At 63.4% G+C, this 19,146-nt stretch carries 16 protein-coding genes; all 16 read right to left on the reverse strand.

The features are described from left to right. Positions 1-54 precede the first annotated feature (54 nt). Positions 55-1,239: an IS256 family transposase gene (locus ACEUKI_RS05915; protein ID WP_131218582.1), complete on the reverse strand. Its 1,185-nt coding sequence runs from the start codon at positions 1,237-1,239 to the stop codon at positions 55-57. 290 nt (positions 1,240-1,529) lie between these two features. Further along, complete coding sequence (locus tag ACEUKI_RS05920) at positions 1,530-3,170, reverse strand: ABC transporter substrate-binding protein (protein WP_144169874.1); 1,641 nt, start codon at positions 3,168-3,170, stop codon at positions 1,530-1,532. Positions 3,171-3,420: 250 nt separating this feature from the next. Further along, positions 3,421-4,494, reverse strand: a complete 1,074-nt coding sequence (locus ACEUKI_RS05925) for a tyrosine recombinase XerC (RefSeq protein ID WP_080784620.1) — start codon at positions 4,492-4,494, stop codon at positions 3,421-3,423. Positions 4,495-4,528: 34 nt separating this feature from the next. Further along, positions 4,529-4,786 carry a DUF6725 family protein gene (locus tag ACEUKI_RS05930; RefSeq protein WP_007052610.1) on the reverse strand — a complete coding sequence of 86 codons (258 nt, stop codon included), beginning with the start codon at positions 4,784-4,786 and terminating at the stop codon, positions 4,529-4,531. A 210-nt stretch (positions 4,787-4,996) separates the two neighbouring features. Further along, entirely contained in the window at positions 4,997-6,064 is a 1,068-nt protein-coding gene (locus ACEUKI_RS05935) for a prephenate dehydrogenase/arogenate dehydrogenase family protein (RefSeq protein ID WP_236838345.1), read from the reverse strand. After that, complete coding sequence (locus tag ACEUKI_RS05940) at positions 6,058-7,035, reverse strand: prephenate dehydratase (protein ID WP_374156612.1); 978 nt, start codon at positions 7,033-7,035, stop codon at positions 6,058-6,060. Before ACEUKI_RS05940 ends, ACEUKI_RS05935 begins: the two co-directional genes overlap by 7 nt. A 79-nt stretch (positions 7,036-7,114) precedes the next feature. Beyond that, complete coding sequence (locus ACEUKI_RS05945) at positions 7,115-7,561, reverse strand: alcohol dehydrogenase (RefSeq protein ID WP_179133367.1); 447 nt, start codon at positions 7,559-7,561, stop codon at positions 7,115-7,117. Between the two features lie 99 nt (positions 7,562-7,660). Continuing rightward, positions 7,661-9,592: a translational GTPase TypA gene (gene typA / locus ACEUKI_RS05950; RefSeq protein WP_080784614.1), complete on the reverse strand. Its 1,932-nt coding sequence runs from the start codon at positions 9,590-9,592 to the stop codon at positions 7,661-7,663. Positions 9,593-9,907: 315 nt separating this feature from the next. After that, positions 9,908-11,257 carry an MFS transporter gene (locus ACEUKI_RS05955; protein WP_080784611.1) on the reverse strand — a complete coding sequence of 450 codons (1,350 nt, stop codon included), beginning with the start codon at positions 11,255-11,257 and terminating at the stop codon, positions 9,908-9,910. A gap of 31 nt (positions 11,258-11,288) precedes the next feature. Beyond that, positions 11,289-12,536, reverse strand: coding sequence for a cysteine desulfurase family protein (locus ACEUKI_RS05960; RefSeq protein WP_080784609.1), 1,248 nt, complete (start codon positions 12,534-12,536; stop codon positions 11,289-11,291). Between the two features lie 2 nt (positions 12,537-12,538). Then, entirely contained in the window at positions 12,539-13,432 is an 894-nt protein-coding gene (gene nadC, locus ACEUKI_RS05965) for a carboxylating nicotinate-nucleotide diphosphorylase (protein ID WP_080784607.1), read from the reverse strand. 3 nt (positions 13,433-13,435) lie between these two features. Next, positions 13,436-15,103 (reverse strand): L-aspartate oxidase, encoded by a 1,668-nt coding sequence (gene nadB / locus ACEUKI_RS05970; RefSeq protein ID WP_080784605.1) that lies wholly within the window; start codon positions 15,101-15,103, stop codon positions 13,436-13,438. Positions 15,104-15,194: 91 nt separating this feature from the next. After that, a complete protein-coding gene (nadA, locus tag ACEUKI_RS05975; RefSeq protein WP_080784603.1) occupies positions 15,195-16,475 on the reverse strand; it encodes a quinolinate synthase NadA in 1,281 nt (426 codons plus the stop codon). A 59-nt stretch (positions 16,476-16,534) separates the two neighbouring features. Beyond that, entirely contained in the window at positions 16,535-17,362 is an 828-nt protein-coding gene (locus ACEUKI_RS05980) for an NUDIX domain-containing protein (RefSeq protein WP_007054449.1), read from the reverse strand. A 131-nt stretch (positions 17,363-17,493) separates the two neighbouring features. Continuing rightward, entirely contained in the window at positions 17,494-18,210 is a 717-nt protein-coding gene (scpB, locus tag ACEUKI_RS05985; protein WP_080784657.1) for an SMC-Scp complex subunit ScpB, read from the reverse strand. Between the two features lie 12 nt (positions 18,211-18,222). Then, on the reverse strand, positions 18,223-19,137 hold the full coding sequence (locus ACEUKI_RS05990) for a ScpA family protein (protein ID WP_080784601.1): 915 nt from the start codon (positions 19,135-19,137) through the stop codon (positions 18,223-18,225). Positions 19,138-19,146 lie beyond the last annotated feature (9 nt).

Below are 19,146 nucleotides of genomic sequence, written 5' to 3' on the forward strand. Positions count from 1 at the left end.
GGTAGTGCCCGAACTCTTGCGCACTTTGGTCTTCGCCCGTCCCTGTGGCGGTGATCAGTTCGCTGCTGGTACGGTCTCACCGAGCCTTGACATGTCGAGGTAGCGGCGCGTCGACCACTCGTCGGATGTCACGTAGCGGACCCTCGCGCAGACGAGCATCAACGCGCTGCGTCCGTCGGGGAACGAGCCGACCACGCGGGTCCTGCGCCTGATCTCGCGGTTGAGCCGTTCGATCATGTTGTTGGTGCGGATCCGACGCCTATGCTCGCGCGGGTAGTCGTCGAGCAGGTAGGTCGTGGTCTCGCCGATGCCCTCGCGCAGGCATTTGGCGGCCTCCTTGAGTTTCCTGGATTCCATGTCCCGGGCGACGGATTCGGCCTTCTCCAACGCCTTGTCGCGTGATTCCATGGAGAACACGGCCTTCAGTGCGTCGGCCGCCCAGTCGCGGTTCCCGGGGTTGACCCTGGCGAGTATGTTGCGCTCGAAATGCACCATGCACCGCTGGTAGCGGGCATCGGGCAGCAGCTCGCCCGCGGCGGCGACCAGCCCCGCGCACCGATCTCCCGTCACCAGTCTCACGCCCTTGAGGCCTCGTGCGAGCATGCCTTTGATGAATTCGCGCCAGCTTTCCGCGTCCTCCTTCATGCCCTCGGCCACCGAAAGCACCTCGCGCCGCCCGTCCATGCCGACGCCGATGGCCACCAGGATGCTCACGTTCTCCACGGACCCGCCCCAGCACCTTTTGTGCCACACGCCGTCCATGAACAGGTACGGGTAATCCTGTTCGAGGGGCCTGCCCCGCCATGCGTCGATATCCGCATAGACGCGCTTGAGCTTGTCGCTCAGGGTCTGCGAGGGCATGCGGTCGCCCCACAGGAGCCGGCTGACATCATCGACCTGGCGGGTGGAGACGCCGGCCAGGTACATGTCGATCAAGGCCTCCTCGACGCTCTCCTCACGCCGACGGTATCGTTCGATCACGGCCGACTCGAACACCGCGCCCTTGAGTTTCGGCACTTTCAGGCTCATTTTGCCGGCCTTGACGGTCAGGTCGCGCTCGTAGTGGCCGGCCCGGTACGCCTTGCGGTCCCCGCTGCGCTCGTAGCGCGCGGCGCCGGTGATCTCGTCGGCCTCGGCGTCGAGCATCGCGTTCAGGGTCTCCTCGACGCTTTTGCGGACCATCCGGTCCAGGGTGGTTTCCAACATGGCCTGGTCGACCTGTAGAATCTGCTGTGACATGGCTTCGTGCCCTCGTTTCCAATCGCGGTTTTCTAATGTCTGGCGACTGAAAATCGTACACAGGACACGGGCCATGCCCCTATCTCAAGCCCAAACCAAAGTGCGCAAAATCTCAGGCGTTATCGGCAATGCTGGTGGAAATGTCCATGGTTGCGGTCGGATAGTGGATACTTTAACTTGGTTCCCGCTGGCGGGAGCAAGCACCCTCAACAACAAAAAAGGGCGGGGATCTTGCGATCCTCGCCCTTTATTTCCGAACTACCTAACGGTATCCGTTCAGTGAGTCAGACTCACTTCTTGGACATCTCGGCGTAGGTCGGGAGGTTCTGCCAATCGAAGGCGTAGCCGGACTTCACGTTGAGGGAAGCCACACCGGAGGCGTTGGAGTAGTACAGCGGGATGGCCGGAAGGTCGTTGAGGAGGATTTCCTCAGCCTGCTGGTACAGCTTGTTGGCGTCATCAGTGCTGGAAGCGGCAGCAGCCTGCTTGCACAGGTCATCGAAGGCCGGGTTCTTGTAGTCACCATCGTTGGAGCCGTTGCCATCAGCAGCAGCGGTGGAGTACAGCTGCCACAGGTAGTTCTCGGCGGACGGGTAGTCAGGCAGCCAGCCGGTACGGAAGGCGCCCTTCATCTGACGGTTGGTGACCGCGTCACGGAATTCCTGGAAGGTCGGGATCGGGTTGGTGGCCGCGTCGATGCCCAAGTTTTTCTTGAGCTGGTTCACGATAGCATCGTAGATCGGTTTGGCACCACCATCGGCGTTGTAGGAGAAGGTGAGCTGGCCGTCGTACTTGGAGATGGCGTCAGCCTTGGCCCACAGTTCCTTGGCCTTGGAGGCATTGAACTTCAGGTTGTCGTTGCCCTTGAGGGAGTCGGAGTAGCCCGGGGTCTTCGGGGAGGTGAACTCGATGGCGGCGGTGGCGTTGCCGTTGAGCACCTTGTCGATGAGCTGGTCACGGTTGATGGCCATGGAGATGGCCTGACGACGCAGCTGGCCTTCCTCGTCGTTCTTGAAGTGGTCAAGGGAGGACGGGATGGTGAAGGTCTGGATGACGGAGCCGGCCTCGGAGTAAGCCTGGACCTTCTTGTCGGTCTTGAAGGTCTTGGTGAAGGCGGCTGGGACGGATTCCATCACGTCGAGGTTGCCAGCCTGGATGTCGCGGTAAGCGGCGGAGTCGTCGGTGTAGACCTTGAAGGTCACACCGTCGTTCTTGGGCTGCTCATTACCCTTGTAGTCAGGGTTCTTGACGAGGGCGATTTCCTTGTTGTGATCCCAGTGGTCCAGCTTGTACGGGCCGTTGGAGACAGGCTTCTCGCCGAAGGCCTTCGGGTCCTTGTAGAAGGACTCAGGCAGCGGGGCAAAGGCCAGGTAGCCGACCTTAATCGGGAACACGGAGTCGGACTGGTTCAGGTCAACGGTGAAGGTGGTGTCGTCCACGACCTTGAGGCCGGAGAGCTGCTCGTCACCCTTCAGACCATCAGCCTGGAGCGCATCGTAGCCCTTGATAGTGGAGAAGAAGGAGGAGCACTTCTGGGCGTTCTTGGCGTTGGCCACGTAGGACCAGGCCTTGGTGAAGGACTCGGCGGTCACCGGGGTGCCGTCGGTGAACTTCCAGCCGGACTTCAGCTTGATGGTGTACTGGGTGGCGTCATCGTTCGGGGTGATGGACTCGGCCACTTCGTTGGCAGCCTTGCCATCCTTGTCGAAGGAGACCAGACGGGAGAACAGCAGGCCGCCCGGCTTGCCGCCACCGGTCTCGTTGGTGTTGCCCGGGATCAGCGGGTTCTGCGGTTCGGAGTTGTACGCAGTGATGACGTTGGAGCCAGCGGTGTCACCGGAGGCAGCGTTGCTGTTGGAGCCGCCGCAGGCGCTCAGCAGCATGGCCACGGAGCAAGCCATGGCAGCGAAAGCAAGAGCTTTCTTCTTCATATGATTTCTCCTATTCATTAGGTTGCGAAGCGTTTCAGCCCCGCCTCATGCGAACGGGGTCGGATTCCTCATCGTCGGGACGCTTACGCTTCCCGCCACTTCGGACACCCAACCCCGTTGCTGTTACCTGTCATTTTTGCGCACTTGGGAGACAAGCAGCGTATTTTTGTTACACCCATGTAAAATTCAGGGGTTTTTACCGGCTAGGTTCAGTCTTTGCCAAGTTTGTTAACCAATGTCCACATAGTGGTCATGCCCGGGGAAAGGCCTGTCCGTAACGGTTCTTGAGCTGCTCGATGGAGACGTGCGTATAGCGTTGTGTAGTTTTCAAGGAGGAATGCCCGAGCATCTCCTGCACCTCCCTCAGATCGGCACCGCCGTCCAGCATGTGCGTGGCGGCGGAATGGCGCAACGCATGGGGGCTGATGTCCGGTACGCCGGCCTCTCGGGCCGCTCTGTGTACGATGCCACGGGCTATGCGTTGGTCGATACGGCCGCCTCGTGCGCCGAGGAACAGGGCGTTGGCAGCACGGGACTTGGCTGCATCCGTTGCCGTACGGGCCAGTACAGGCCGCCCTTGTTCAAGCCAAGTCTCCAGCGCACGCTGGGCGGGTAGTCCGAACGGCACCACGCGTTGCTTGTTGCCTTTGCCGGTGACTTTGATGGTGCGATTGGAGAAGTCGACGTCAACGATATCCATCGACACCAGTTCGGCGACACGGATGCCAGTGGCATACAGTAGTTCGAGAATCGCGGCGTTGCGCTGCGATTCGGCGACGACTCGGGCGCTGTCGCGCTTGTCTGCACGGGCGGGTGCCTCGTTGCGGTTTACGGTGTCGGCTGACTTATCAGCTGTCTTGCCGACTGCCTTGCCGCTACCACTGTCGGACGCGGCTGCCGCTCCCCCATCGCCCTTATACTGGTTTGTTGCAACGACATGTTCGGCGACATCCAATAACTGCTCGGCCTGGGATTCGGTGAGCACCGCGGGCAGCGTGCTGGGAATCGAGGGAGTCATCAGTGTGGCGGCCGGGTCGGTGTTGGTCACCCCATGCTCATAGGCCCACGCGAAGAACCCGCGCACGGCCACGGTTTTGCGGGCCATGCTGCTGCGGGCGTGATCGCGCGATTCCACCGCCATCCAGCTGCGCAGATCATCCAGCGTGATCTCGTTCAGATCGGTCACGCCGCGCAGCTCGAATAGGTGCAGGCATGCCGTGAGATCCGCGCGATACGCTTTGAGCGTATTCGCTGACAAGCCGCGGTTGGACTTCAGATAGGAGACGAAGGAGTCGATATCGCCGTCGAACTGCGTAGATGACACTCTCGTTCTCCTCCGAATCCTTTATAGCCTTGGGCTACGGCCGAGGTGGCGTGTTGCGCCGCTCCGGCACGGGTTTCAATGTGGCAATCTGTTCCTGATGGATGGTCACGTTCTGGGCCGGGCGCGAACCATTGGCGGCGGCGTCACGCACCATCTCCAACGTGTATCCGTCCCAGGAAACCACGTGGCCCACATAGTCGCGGAACTTCATACGGTGGTCGACCGGGTCAATGCCGTCGGTGATGCGCACCACCACGCGGGCACCGGCCGGAATCTGCCTTGGTAACGTCATACGTCATCATCCCCTTAACCATTCGCCGCATCAACTTCGATGCGTTTCCCGAAAAACGGTACAGACTACCTTACTCCTTTGGACCTTTCGAACAGCGGAGCCACACGGTCTTCTCACGAAAACAAGCGGGAACTTCATCCCCCTCGCACAGCCTTCTTCGTGACGGACGGTGAGAGGAACCTGCGCACGGGCCTACATGGCGGGGCGCAGTTACATGGCGGGGCGCAGTTGAATGATGGCCTGACGCGGATGGACGAAGCCGGTGATGGCTTCTCCTCGGCGTGCGGAGAACAGCAGGGTCTGCTGCCAGCCGGCTTCGGGGACGGCGAGCTCACGTTCCGGGAATCCGGCAGCAGTTGTGCCGGCTTGCGGCGCAGCGGTGGCTGTACCGTCTTGTGCAGCGGTGATGCCGGCTCTCGTCACGGCGGCCTTGTACCGGCGGAAGGGGTCGCCTTCGGCGAAGAATCCCATCACATCCTGCTCGCCGGCGGCACCAGCGTGCAGGTGGTCGGCCATATCGGTCAGACGTGCCGCCATGCGGCGCAGCAGCGCTTCGACGTTCAGCGAGTCTTCCTCGACCATCGCGCGCGTACGGTCCGGGTCGGTCAGGGACACGCGGGTCATGTCCCTCCAGCAGCCGGCGGCCAGCGCGGCGGCGATGTTGCGGTCCGGGTTGGCGACCAGTTCGTTGATCAGCGCGGTGGACACCACATGCGGCATGTGGGAGATCATCGCCGCGGCCTTGTCGTGCGTTTCGTCGTCCACGACGATGACGCGGTTGCCGACGTCCTTGGTGATCATCGCGGCGACGTCGAGGAAGCGGCGGTAGTCCGTGGACTCGTCCACGGTGATGGCCCATAGGGCACCGTCGTACAGATGCGGGTCGGCGGCCTGCCAGCCGGACAGTTCGTTGCCGGCCATCGGATGGGCGCCGACGTAGCACTTCCCCAGCCCGGCAGCCTTGACCTGATCGCGGACCATGCCCTTGACCGAGCCCACGTCGGTGAGCGTGGTGTTCGGATGGTCGCCCATGAGCGGGGCTAGGGCGGCGAGGATTGCGGGCATCGTCTTGAGCGGATTGCACAGCACGACCACATCCGGCTCGGCATCCATGAGTTCGGAGAGCGTGCTCTTGCAGAAAATGCCATCGGCTTCGGCCTGGGCGTAGGGGTGCGGGCGATGGTTCCACGCGACGACGCGCACGCCGCGCTCGGTCAGGCGGCGTGCGAGCGAGCCGCCGATCAATCCGAGTCCGACGATTCCGACTGTATCTACCACAGCAGTTCCTTCCTTGCTCCCTCGGTGTACTGCCAGCCTTCCGGCGCGCGATTGGTGATGTGGACGCCGCCCTCGGGCAGCATCCAGGCGTCGACCGGCGGGTTCGGGCGTTCGCGGCGTGGGTAGACGGCCAGGGTTTTTGCCCAGTCGCCGTGTCCGGCGATCTCTTCCAGTGCGGTGCGGAATCTTGGCTCCCAGGGGGCGGCGTCAAGGGTGACGATGAAGCTGTAGGTTCCGTCGTGGCCTTTGATTGGGCGCGAGATGAAGCTGGTCATGTTCAGTCCCGCATCGCGCAGGACGTCCAGCAGGTCGGCGAGTACGCCGGGGCCAGTGACCAGCGGGATGAAGGTGATGATGGTTTCGAAATCGCTGGCGTCATTGCGGTGGGCGCGGGCGTTGAGTTCCTGGACCACATCACGCGGGGCGATGACAAGGAATTCGGTGCGCGCGCCATCGAAATCCTGCACATGTTCGGCGAGGGTGTCGAGATCGTAGAGTTCGCCGCAGATGCTGGGGCCGAGCGCCACGCGGCCGGGCTTCAGGTCGCGGCAGGCGGCGGCGTTGGAGGATGCGGGTTCGGGCTGCAAATGGTGTTTGGCGATGAACCGGGTGCATTGGGCCAGACCGTGCGGGTGGGCGCTGACGGGGTTGCCGGTGCAGTCGTAGATGCTGTGGCCGCGCACGGTGAAGGCGTTGAAGGCCACGTCCACACTGATCCGGGCGAAGCCGGCCGCGTCGGGGGCGTCGATCAGCGCGTCGAGATTCGGGACCACATAGCCTTCGACGTTGTTTTCCCATGCGATGACGCCCCAGCCTTGGCGCGACTGTACGGCCTGCATGATCGCGGGCACGTCGGGCAGAGCGATGAGGTCGAAGTCGCCGAGTGTGGCGAACTGGTCGGCGGCCGTCATTGCCGCCTGATGGGTGAAGGTGCCCTCCGGGCCCAAGTAAAACAGTTTCATGCGTGCCATAAAGTTCTATGGTAGCGGCCGTAATCCCCTACGCCCGCCGATACGCGACGCATTCCCGGGAATGTGTCGCCATATATAGTTACGCGCGCGATCCAGAATGAGTGGGAATGACGAACCAGCGGGTGGGAAGAATGAGCAGGACGACTTGGACCAGTATCAGGCCGTACAGCCAGATGTAGCCGGCATGCTGGGAGAAGAACGGCATATCGCCTTGGAATCCGGCGACGATGAGCACTTTGCCGGATGTGGTGGTCGGAGCCATACCCCATGCGGTCAGTGAGGAGGCGATGAGGTGCAGGGCCAGTCCGACCGCGCCCATGCGCGAACGGGCGCACCATGTCGATAGGCCGATCAGCAGAAACGCCAGCACCAGACCATACGGAATATTCAGTTCCGCACCCATACGGTGGGCGAACGTGCCCACATAGGCGGAAGCCACGCCCGCCGCAATCGTGATCAACGATTTGACCAGTGCGTTCTGGCGATACGACCACGGACGCAATTCAGTAGTGCTCTTCACAGTCATGCGTTTCAGTATAGGTGGGGATATGACTTGGTGAGGAATAAACTTAGCTCCCCTCAGAGAGGGGAGCTAGAGAGAATGGTCGGCTACAGCCGCACCAGATCACTTACCCTGCTGAGCGGCGTTCTGGCGGCGCTGCTTGGCGCGCCACTTGTACCAGTCCTCACGGCCGAGGATGATCTTGCGCACGCGGATGGACTCCGGGGTGACTTCCACGCACTCGTCCTCGTTGGCGAAGTCCAGGGACTCCTCAAGGCTCATCTTGATCGGCGGGGTCAGGGTTTCGAGCACGTCAGCGGTGGAGGAACGCATGTTGGTCATGTGCTTGGCCAGCGTGATGTTCACGTCCAGCTCGTCGGGCTTGTTGTTCACGCCCACAACCTGGCCCTCGTACACCGGGGACTGCGGTTCGACGAAGAAGTTGCCGCGGGCCTGCAGACGCTGCATGGCGTACGGGGTGGCGACACCCTTGCGATCGGAAACCATGGAACCGTTCTGGCGAATGGTGATGGCACCAGCCCACGGCGCGTAGCCGGCGGAGATGGAGGAGGAGATGCCGGTGCCGCGAGTGGCGGAAAGCAGCGCGGTGCGGAAGCCGATCAGACCACGGGACGGCACGGTGAACTGCAGACGGACCCAGCCGGAACCGTGGTTGGTCATGCCATCCATACGGCCCTTACGGTCGGCCATGAGCTGGGTGACGGTACCCATGTACTCTTCCGGCACGTCGATGGTGGTGTTTTCCATCGGCTCGTTGATCACGCCGTCGATCTTCTTGGTGACCACCTGCGGACGGCCGACGGTCAGCTCGTAGCCTTCGCGGCGCATCTGCTCGGCAAGCACGGCCAGCGCCAGCTCGCCACGGCCCTGGACTTCCCAAGCGTCGGGGCGGTCGGTGGGCAGCACCTTGATGGACACGTTACCGATGAGCTCGCGGTCCAGACGGTCCTTGATCATGCGGGCGGTGAGCTTGTGGTCCTTGCCCTCGGTGCCGGCCAGCGGGGAGTCGTTGGTGCCGAAGGTCATGGAGATGGCCGGATCGTCCACATGGATGAGCGGCAGCGGCTTCGGGTCGTTGGGGTCGACGATGGTCTCGCCGATCATGATGTCGTTAACGCCGGCAACGGCCACGATGTCGCCGGGGCCTGCGGATTCGACCGGGATACGCTCGAGGCCCTGGGTGCGCAGCAGTTCGGAGACACGGAAGTTCTCGAGGGAGCCGTCCACACGGGACAGGCCGTAGGTCTTGCCCTTCTCAAGGGTGCCGTTGTAGATACGGACCAGACCGAGTCGGCCGAGGAAGTCGGAGGAGTCGATGTTGGCCACGTGAGCCTGCAGCGGGGCGCCTTCCTCGTATTCGGGGGCCGGGATGGTGGAGATGATGGTTTCGAACAGCGGCTCGAGGTTGTCGTTGTCCGGCAGGCCACCGTCGGCGGGCTGGTTCACGGAGCCGTAGCCGGCCTTGGCAGCGCAGTAGATGACCGGCATTTCAAGCAGCTGGTCAAGGTTCAGGTCGATGCCTTCGTGCTGCACATCGTCGGCCAGGCCGAGCAGCAGGTCGGAGGTTTCGCCGACGACCTCTTCGATACGGGCGTCGGGGCGGTCGACCTTGTTCACGCACAAGATGACCGGCAGCTTGGCTTCGAGTGCCTTGCGCAGCACGAAGCGGGTCTGCGGCAGCGGGCCTTCGGAGGCGTCCACGAGCAGTACGACGCCGTCAACCATGGAGATGCCGCGCTCGACCTCGCCACCGAAATCGGCGTGGCCGGGGGTGTCGATGATGTTGAGGGTGATGCCCTCAGGGTGGTCGTACTTGGCGGCCAGCGGACCGGTGTATTCCACGGCCGTGTTCTTGGCGAGGATGGTGATACCCTTCTCGCGTTCCAGATCGTTGGAATCCATTACACGATCCGGCACTTCCTCACGCTCGCTAAACACGTGCGACTGCTGAAGCATGGCATTGACCAGGGTGGTCTTGCCGTGATCGACGTGAGCCACAATCGCCACATTACGGATATCTCCACGAACCGCCATCGAAACCTCTCTTAATACTGATTCTTTTGCGTAATCGTTCGGTACTTGCGTTCTCGAGTACTTAAGTACTTACTCTGAGGTGTTTATTCATACCCACACACAAACCGTCACGATGATACTCGCACACCTTGACTATGTCGGAACACAGAAAAGCACCTCACAACGGCAGAACTCCCGTGTCTCGACGAACCCCTCGCGGGATTTCTGCCGTTTTACGGCCTTCAAACGGCAGAGCCCCCCGCGTCCCTTTCGTCGGGACGCGGGGGGCTCTGCCGGTAATCAGGCAAATATCTGTTCTCCCGTCATCGACTTCCGTCAGTCTTCGAGATCGAGGCCTTTACGTTCGGGCAGGCAGAGGGCGGCGACGCAGGCGATGATGAAGGCGGCGGCGAAGATGATGAAGGCCACGGCCTTGTTGCCGCCGGACAAGGTCAGGAACCACGGCATGAGGAGCGGCGCGACGATGGCGGCGATGCGGCCCACCGCGGCGGCGGCACCGGCGGCCGCGCCACGCAGACGGGTCGGGTAGACTTCCGGGGTCACGGCGTACAACACGCCCCACGCACCGAGGTTGGAGGCGGACAGCAGCATGCCGAACACGAGCACGAGGGCCACGGATCCGGCCTGCGAGAACGCGAAGGCGGCCACGGCGGAGACGGCCAGGAAGATGCTCAGCGTCTTGCGGCGGCCCCAGACCTCCACCAGCCAGGCGGCCAGGAAGTAACCGGGCAGCTGGGCGATGGAGATGGCGAGCGTGTAGCCGAATGACTTGGTCAGGGAGCCGAACTGGTCGGCGAGCAGCGACGGCATCCATGTGAACGCGCCGTAGTAGGAGAAGTTCACGAAGAACCATGTGGCCCAGATGGCGATGGTGCGGGCCAGGTACTTGGAGCCGAACAGTTCGCGCGTCTTGATCTTCGGCAGCGGCTTGCCCTTGGGAGAGGTTACCGGAGCCACTCCCCCGGCTTCCTCGAAGTAGCGCACGGCCTTTTCGGCTTCGTCTTCGCGACCCTTGGCTTCGAGGAATCGCACGGATTCTGGGATGTGCACGCGGGTGACGATCGCGTAGAGCAGCGGCAGCGCGCCAATGGCCAGCGCCCAGCGCCAGCCCCAGTCGCCGGTGTTCGGGATCACGAAGTAGCCAATCATGGCGGCGATGATCCAGCCGACGGCCCAGAACGATTCCAGCAGCACTGTCATGCGGCCGCGCTGTTTGGTCGGCGAAAACTCGGAGACCAGCGTGGAGGCGACCGGCAGTTCCGCGCCCAAGCCCAGTCCGATGATCAGTCGGGCGCCGAGCAGCATGCCGAGCGACCAGGATAGCGCCATGGCGCCGTTGGCGATGCCGAAGATGATCAGCGTGGCGGTGAACACGGTTTTGCGGCCCACGCGGTCGGCGATGAAGCCGCCCACCGCCGCGCCGATGGCCATGCCGACGAAGCCGATGGACAGCACCCACGACTTTTCGGTCGGGGTGAGGTTGAAGTGCGGGTCGGCTGCGATGGCGGCGACTACGAAGGAGACGAGGCCGACGTCCATGGCGTCGAATGCCCAGCCGATGCCGGAGGCGACGAGGAGTTTGCGGTGCGCCTTGTTGAAGGGCAGCCGGTCGAGGCGCTCGTTGCGGGTGAGCTGCGCGGGTTGCGCTGAAGTGGTGGTGCTCACGTCGTTTCCTTTCTGGTAAGTGGCGTCAGATTTAATGGCGGGTCAGGTCGGTGCAGGACTCTTCGATGGCCAAGCTGATGCGTTCGACTTGTTCGCGGGTCAGCGGCTTGCGGAAGGTCATGCGCAATGCCGATTTGGCGATGGACGGTTCGAGGCCCATCGCCAGCAACGTGGCAGGAATCTCGTGGCGCCCGATGGCGCAGGCCGAGCCGGATGAGGCAGCGATGCCGCGCGCGTCCAGGTCGACGAGCAGCGCTTCCCCGGTGACGCCGGGGAAGATGAAGGAGGCGTGACCGGGCAGACGGCGTTCGGGGTCGCCGGTCAGGTCGGCGCGAGGCGCGACCCGGCGAACCGCGTCGATGAGCATGTCTCGGGACGCGACCAACTCACGGTACTGCACCTGCATGCGCGCATTCGATTCGTTGAGTCCGATGGCGAGCGCCACGGCACCGGCCACGTTCTGCGTGCCAGAGCGCAGGCCGCGTTCCTGCCCGCCGCCGGACAGCACCGGTTCGATGGGTGTGCGGCCGCGTACCAGCAGCGCTCCCAGACCTTTGGGGGTGCCGAATTTGTGTCCGGATACGGACAGGGCGTCCACATCCCAGTCACGAAAACGAATCGGAATCTGGCCGGCGGCCTGTACGGCGTCTACATGGATGGGCACGCCGTGCGCGTGGGCGATGCGGACCAGTTCCTCCACGGGTTCCACGGTGCCGACCTCGTTGTTGGCCAGCATGGTGGAGACCAGCGTGGTACGTTCGCCGGCCTCGCCGTCGAGCTCGCGTTCAAGTGCGTCGAGATCGAGATGTGCTTGCGCATCCACGGGAATGTGCACGACTTCGAAACCGAACCATTCGTGCAGCCAATCAGCCGATTGCGCGACGGCCGGGTGCTCGATGGAGGAGATGATGATGCGCGGGCGACAATTTGCCGGCTGTTCGCCATCGGCTTCGGCGAATCCGTAGACCGGCCGCAGGCCCAGTTTGCGCATGCGCGCCATGGCGATGCCTTTGATGGCCAGATTGTCCGATTCGGTGCCGCCTGAGGTGAAGATCACGTCATCCGGCCGGGCGCCCAACGCCGCGGCGAATGATGCGCGGGCCGCGTCCAGTGCGCGGGCCGCGGTTTTGCCGGGCTGGTGCACACTGGCCGGATTGGCGTAGGCCTCGGTCAGGAACGGGGTCATGGCCTCGATGACTGCCGGGCTCACTGGTTCGGTGGCGGCGGCGTCCAGGTACAGTTCGCCGGGTTCACCGGATGCGTTGGGGGTATCGGCCATGACTAGTTCCAATCCAATCCGAGGTCGATGCTGCGCACGGAGTGGGTGAGCGCGCCCACGGAGATCACGTCCACGCCGGTGGCGGCCACGGCTGGCACTCGCTCCAGGCTCATGTTGCCGCTGGCTTCCACGATGGCCTTGCCGTCGATGAGCTCCACGCCGCGACGGGTGTCGTCGAGCGAGAAATTGTCCAGCATGATGGTGTCCGCTCCGCCGGCGAGCACGGCGGGAATCTGGTCAAGGCGGTCGACTTCCACTTCGATATGCGTAGTGTGGCCCACCTGTTCGCGCACGTGGCGGATCGCGCCGGCCAAGTCGATGCCGCGCGCGGCGAGCGCCGCCAGATGGTTGTCCTTCATCATGACCGCGTCGGACAGTCCGTAGCGATGGTTGTGGCCGCCGCCGCAGACCACGGCGTATTTTTCGAACGGGCGCAGGCCGGGCGTGGTTTTGCGCGTATCGACGATGCGGGTGTGCTCGTAGCGGCGCGGCCGGGTGACGGGCCAGTCACAGTCGTCGCCGCAGATGGCGTTCACCGCGTCCACGAAGGCGGCGGTCATGGTGGCGATGCCGCTCATGCGCTGGGTGAAGTTGAGGGCAATGCGCTCGGCGGTGAGCAGGTCGCGTACCGGGCCTTCCACGGTGGCGAGTACCTGGCCGCGCTGGAATCGCTCGCCGTCCTTGATGGCGACGGTGACAGTGACGGCCGGATTCTGTGCGGCGAAGGCTGCGGCGAACACGTCAATGCCGCTCATCACGCCGTTTTCGCGCGCGGTGAGGTGGGCCGAGCCGGTTTCGTCCGCGGGGATGGTGGTCTCGCAGGTGATGTCGCCGTAGGGCGAGTCTTCGGCGAGCGCCGCTTCGACGGCGGTGCGGATGATGTGTGATGTGAGCATGGGTCAGTCCTTGATGTAGGCGACGGAGTGGGCCCAGTCGTCTTGCGGCTCGCTGTAGTCGGTGCGGGCGTGGGCGCCTCTTGACTCGGTGCGGGCGAGCGCGGCGGTGGCGGCCACATAGCCTACGGTGAGCATGTTGCGGTTCTCCAAAGCCTCGACGGTATTTGCGGCAACGGCTTCACCATCGTTTGCGGTCGCATTCGTGGCGCTCTTGGCATCAGCATCGGCCTGGGCGTTTGAGGCGGCGAGGCCTTGGCCGAGTTCGGCGATGGCGGTTTTCAGTCCGGCCTCGTCGCGAAGCACGCCGACGCCATGCCACATGGTGTTCTGGATGCGGGTACGATCCCACACCTTGTCGGCGACGGTATCGTCAGCAGCAGCCGTAGCGGCAGGAGCGGCTAGCGCGATCGACGCATGGTCGAACACGGCACCGGTGGCGGAGTTCAGGAACGGTTCGGGTGCCCAGACCGCGTCGTCACCGTCCGTGACGGCGGCAAGACCGGCGCGGCGTCCGTAGACGAGTCCTTCGAGCAGCGAGTTGGAGGCAAGGCGGTTGGAGCCCATGACACCGGTGCGGGCGCATTCGCCGGCCGCGTACAGGCCGGGGATGGAGGTCCGGGCGTTCAGATCGGTGCGAATGCCTCCCATGTAGTAGTGCGCGGCGGGCGCCACCGGGATCGGCTCCTTGCTCCAGTCGAAGCCAAGCGAACGCGTATAGGCGTCGATGGTCGGGAATCGGTGGGCCAGGAATCTGGCCAGGTCGGGGTTCTCGCGGGCCATCGGCGAGACGTCGAGCATCACGGGCTTGCCGCCTTGCGCCTGCATCACGCGGAAGTTCTCGCGGGCCACGACGTCACGCGGTGCGAGTTCGGCGCGCGGATCAATGTCCTTCATATACCGGTGGCCGTGTTCGTCCAGCAGCACCGCGCCTTCGCCGCGCACGGCTTCGGAGACGAGGAAGTGCTCGCCCACGGCCATGGCGGTGGGATGGAACTGGTAGAACTCCAGATCGGCGACCTGGGCGCCCGCACGCCATGCGGCGGCGAGGCCGTCCGCGGTGGCGACCGGCGGATTGGTGGTGTACGGGTACATACGGCCCGCGCCACCGGTGGCCAAGATCACCCGGTCGGCGGCCAGACCCTTGTCCTGCCCGTCGATCAGCAGGTGGACGCCGGCGATGTGGCCGTCCCGCACGATGAGATCTTTGAGGAAGGCGTTCTCGATGATGTGGATGCGCGGGTTCTTGCGCACCATGGCGGAGACGTCCAGTTCAAACACTTTGCCGGTGGCGTCTCCCCCGGCATGCACCACGCGAGCGCGCGAATGAGCCGCTTCCAGGCCGCGCAGCATGTGTCCATGCGCGTCGCGGTCGAAGTGGACGCCGGCCGCGGCGAACTCGCGGACGCGCTCCGCACCCTCACGGGTGAGGATGTCCACGGCCTTCGGGTCGCACAGGCCGTGGCCCGCGGCCATGGTGTCGGTGGCGTGCAGCTTCGGGTCGTCGTCGGAGAAGATGGCCGCGGCGATGCCGCCCTGCGCATGATAGGTGTTTGATTCCACCAGTTCGGCCTTGGTTACCAAGGTCACGTCGTGTCCGGTGCCGGCCACGGCCAGTGCCGCGGACAGTCCGGCGACGCCTGCGCCCACGACGACGATTTCAGTGTTGCTCATTGTGTTGCTTTCCTCTGTTTTTGCGTCATCTGCTCCCCTCAGTCCGCTACGCGGACAGCTCCCCTCATGTACGAGGAGCGCCAGGGACGGATCACGGGTGAACGCGCAGCATGCGCTCCAGTGCCACCTTGGCTTCGCGGGCGGTGTCTTCGTCCACGGTGATGCGATTGACCACGTTGCCGGCTTCGAGGTTCTCCAAAGCCCAAGCCAAGTAGGCCGGGTGGATGCGGTACATCGTGGAGCAGGGGCAGACCACGGGGTCCAAGCAGAACACGGTCTTGTCCGGGTACTGCGCGGCCAGACGGTTCACCAGGTTGATTTCGGTGCCCACAGCGATGGCGGATCCGGCGGGCGCGTTGGCGATCTCCTTGACGATGTACGCGGTGGAGCCAGTACCGTCGGCGGCATCGACCACCTGCATCGAGCACTCGGGGTGCACGATCACCTTGACGCCCGGGTATGCCTTGCGGGCACGTTCGACCTGTTCGACGGTGAAGCGCTGGTGCACGGAGCAGAAGCCCTTCCACAGAATCATCTTGGCACGGGCGTAGTCGGCCGGATCGGCGGCGCCTCCCTGTGCCTTGAACGGATCCCACAGCGGCATCTCGCTCAGCGGAATGCCCATGGCGCGGGCGGTATTGCGGCCCAGGTGCTGGTCCGGGAAGAACAGCACGCGCTTGCCGCGGGCGAACGCCCATTCCAGCACGGCGTGCGCATTGGAAGAGGTGCATACAATGCCGCCGTTGCGTCCGCAGAACGCCTTCAGTGCGGCGGAGGAGTTCATGTAGGTGACCGGGATGATCTGCTGCAAGCCATCGGAGTCCGGCTGGGTGTCGCAGATCTCGCCGAGCTGGTCCCAGCATTCCTGGACCTGGTCGATGTTGGCCATGTCGGCCATCGAGCAGCCGGCGGACAGGTTGGGCAGGGTCACGCTCTGTTCGGGCGTGGAGAGGATGTCGGCGGTTTCGGCCATGAAGTGCACGCCGCAGAACACGATGTGGTCGGCGTCCGGACGTTCGGTGGCGTTCTTGGCCAGCTGGAAGGAGTCGCCCACGAAATCGGCGTGCTTGATGATCTCGTCACGCTGGTAGAAGTGGCCCAGAATCAACAGTTTGGAGCCGAGACGCTGCTTGGCGTCGGAGATGCGCTGCTGCAGCTCCTCGTCGGAGGCCTTGCGGTACTCGTCCGGCAGCACCTGCTGGCGCGGCGCGTTGGCGGGCAGACGGTCAAGCATCGAGGCACCTGGACCGTAGCTGGGTGTGGTGGTGTCGAAGTGCCATGGGTCCTGGGTCAGTCCTGCATCGCAGGTGCTTTGCGCGCCCAGCTTGGCGATGATCTCGTCAACGGACGGCGCAGTGAATAGTGCGGTCATAGTGGTTCCTTTCCTATATACGTCTGTGATGCCGGCCCGAAGCGGGTCGGCGGGAAAAATCAGATGCGCGCGGATGGGATCAGCGCGTCGAGAGCGTCTTCACGCTCGCCTTGTCTGGACAGTTCCACGATGTCGTCGCCATCGGATTCGTGGGGCGTACCGTTCTCGACAGGTCGTTTGGGGATGTAGCGGTAGACGGTGGCCGGTCGTTGGCGGCCTTCGCGCATCTTCTCCCCGGTGTCTTCAAGATCGCCCGAGGCAAGCATTTTGCGGCGGAAGTTCGCCAAGTCGAGGGGTTCGCCGCCAATCGCCTCATAGACGCCGTGCAGTTGGCGCAGGGTGAACGTGGGGCCGAGCAGTCGGGTGGCCACGTCGGAGTATTCGATTTTGGAGCGCAGGCGGAGCAGCGCGTAGTCGATGATCTGGCGATGGTCGAACGCCAGCTCGGGCAGTTCGTCTTCGGGGAACCATCGCACGTTGTCACCGTCCTCGAAGCCCGCGGCCTCGGTCTGGCCGACGAGCGCCCAGTACACGACGGATACCATGGGCAATCCGCCATGGGACCGGGTCGGGCCTCCAAAGGTGTACAGCTGTTCGAGGTATCGCGGGTGCAGGTCTGTGGTCGATTCGAGGGCCGCGTAGGCAGACTGTTCCAACGACCGGTCGGAGCGCAGGTCACCGCCGGGCAACGCCCAGCAGCCCAGGAACGGCTGACGGACGCGCTTGACCAGGGGCAACCAGAGACGGGAATGGGCCGAGTTCGCGGCGTTGCCGGAATCGGCGGCACTGTTGCCGGTATCGCCTTCCGGGCCGAGTGCCAGAATCACCACTGACACGCCGACCTGTGGCGGTGCGCTGCGGCGCTCGGACACATTGCCGAATCCCATGCCATGCCTCTTTCCATACCGGTTGTTCTCCCTGCATTGAGAGCATAGCACTACTTATAGTCACAATGACCATAAATCGCATATTGGATGTTCCAGCGCACGAATATTGGTCAGTTAGCGGGCCTCAATCGCTACGAAATCACGTCCGTATCTTCCGATTTCGACTGTGTCATTTCGGCGACGGACGGGAGGAACGGCGCTAGGGAGGGTAGTTCGTCGAGACTCTTCAGGCCCATTTGGTCGAGGAAGAATTCGGAGGTAACCAAGAGGGCCGCGCGGGATTCGGGGTCCACGCCGTCTTCCTTGATAAGGCCGCGTACCGTGAGCGAGCGAATCACGCCATCGGAGTTGACACCGCGGATCGCGGCCACTTGGGCTCGGGTGACGGGTTGGCGATAGGCCACGATGGCAAGCGCCTCCAGTGCGGCCTGACTGAGTCTCGCAGTCTGGCCGTCGGTGACGAATGATGAGACGACCGGCTCGAACGCGGCGCGACTGGCGAACTGCCAGCCACGAGCGGTGCGGCGTAGTTCGAAGCCGCGCGGGCGGATGTCACGGGATTCATCGCCCTCATAATCATCGTGCAGGGCTTGCAATGCCTCTTCGACTGTGTTGCGGTCCAATGCCAAAATACGGGCCAGCTCGGTGGCGGTCTGCGGCTGGTCGGCGACCATCAGAATCGCTTCCAGACAGGCGGGCAGCCCGCCGGGAAAAACGTCTACCGTGAAATCCACGTATTCGGGGTGCATCTCCTCCACTCCCCTCACCGCGGCCTTTGCGGATTCAGCCGTCGATTCGGCATCCGCCATGTGTTCGGTTGCATTCGTTGCGTCAATCCGTTCAGTCACCAATCGCCGTCCTTACGCAAAATCGCCTTCGGAAATGTTCACGTCGCTCATCGTTTCGTCTACGCCGGGTACCCACCTCAGGTGCAGTTCGGCAAACGGACCATCTTGCTGATACTGCAGCACACCTTGTTTGAAGAACACGAGCACGGCCATGAACCGAGCCACCACCTCAATACGAGAAGTGCAGTCCCGGGTCAATTCGCTGAACGACATCGACTGGTCGCTCTTGGATTCCAGTGCCGCGATCAGCCGGTCGCGCACCACCAGCGATTGGGCCCGCAGATCGACCAGCGGCACGTGCAGCTGGTGGATCGATACTTCGGAGGCGGGCGCGTTGGCGATGACCTGGGCGGCCAGTTGGGCGAGTTCGAGCGGGGTCAGCGTCCATACCAGCTCAGGCAGCATGGCGGCAATGCCCTCGTCCATGGCCGCCGGATGCGGGAATCGGCCGGCATTGGCGGCGATACGCGCCCGGAAATCACCGGCGGCCTGCTTGTAGGCGCGGTATTGGAGGAGTCGGGCGAACAGCAAATCGCGTTCGCGCAGCGCCTCGAGACTTTGCTCGTCGTGCTGGTTGTCTTCGCCGCCGGGCAGAATCGCCACGCTTTTGGCCTCGACCAGAATAGAGGCGATGTCGAGAAAGGCGCTGGCCTCATCCATGTTTTTCGTGAAGTCGAGCCCGCGCACGTATGTCAGGAATTCCTCGGTGATCGAGGAGAGGGAAACTTCGGTCAGCTCGAGTTTGTTGTTGGCGATCATGCCGAGCAAGGCATCGAACGGACCGGAATAGACTTCGAGGTTGACCCGGAAGCCGGAAGTGGCGGATTCCTCCGTGCTGATTTCGGCTTCCGCGGAGCTCCCCTCAGCCTCGCTACGCGAGCCAGCTTCCCTCAGAGAGGGGAGCCGAGAAAGGGAAGTCTCATTCATCGTTTATCG

This window comes from Bifidobacterium sp. 2450, assembly GCF_041900695.1.
GTDB classification, from domain to species: domain Bacteria; phylum Actinomycetota; class Actinomycetes; order Actinomycetales; family Bifidobacteriaceae; genus Bifidobacterium; species Bifidobacterium longum.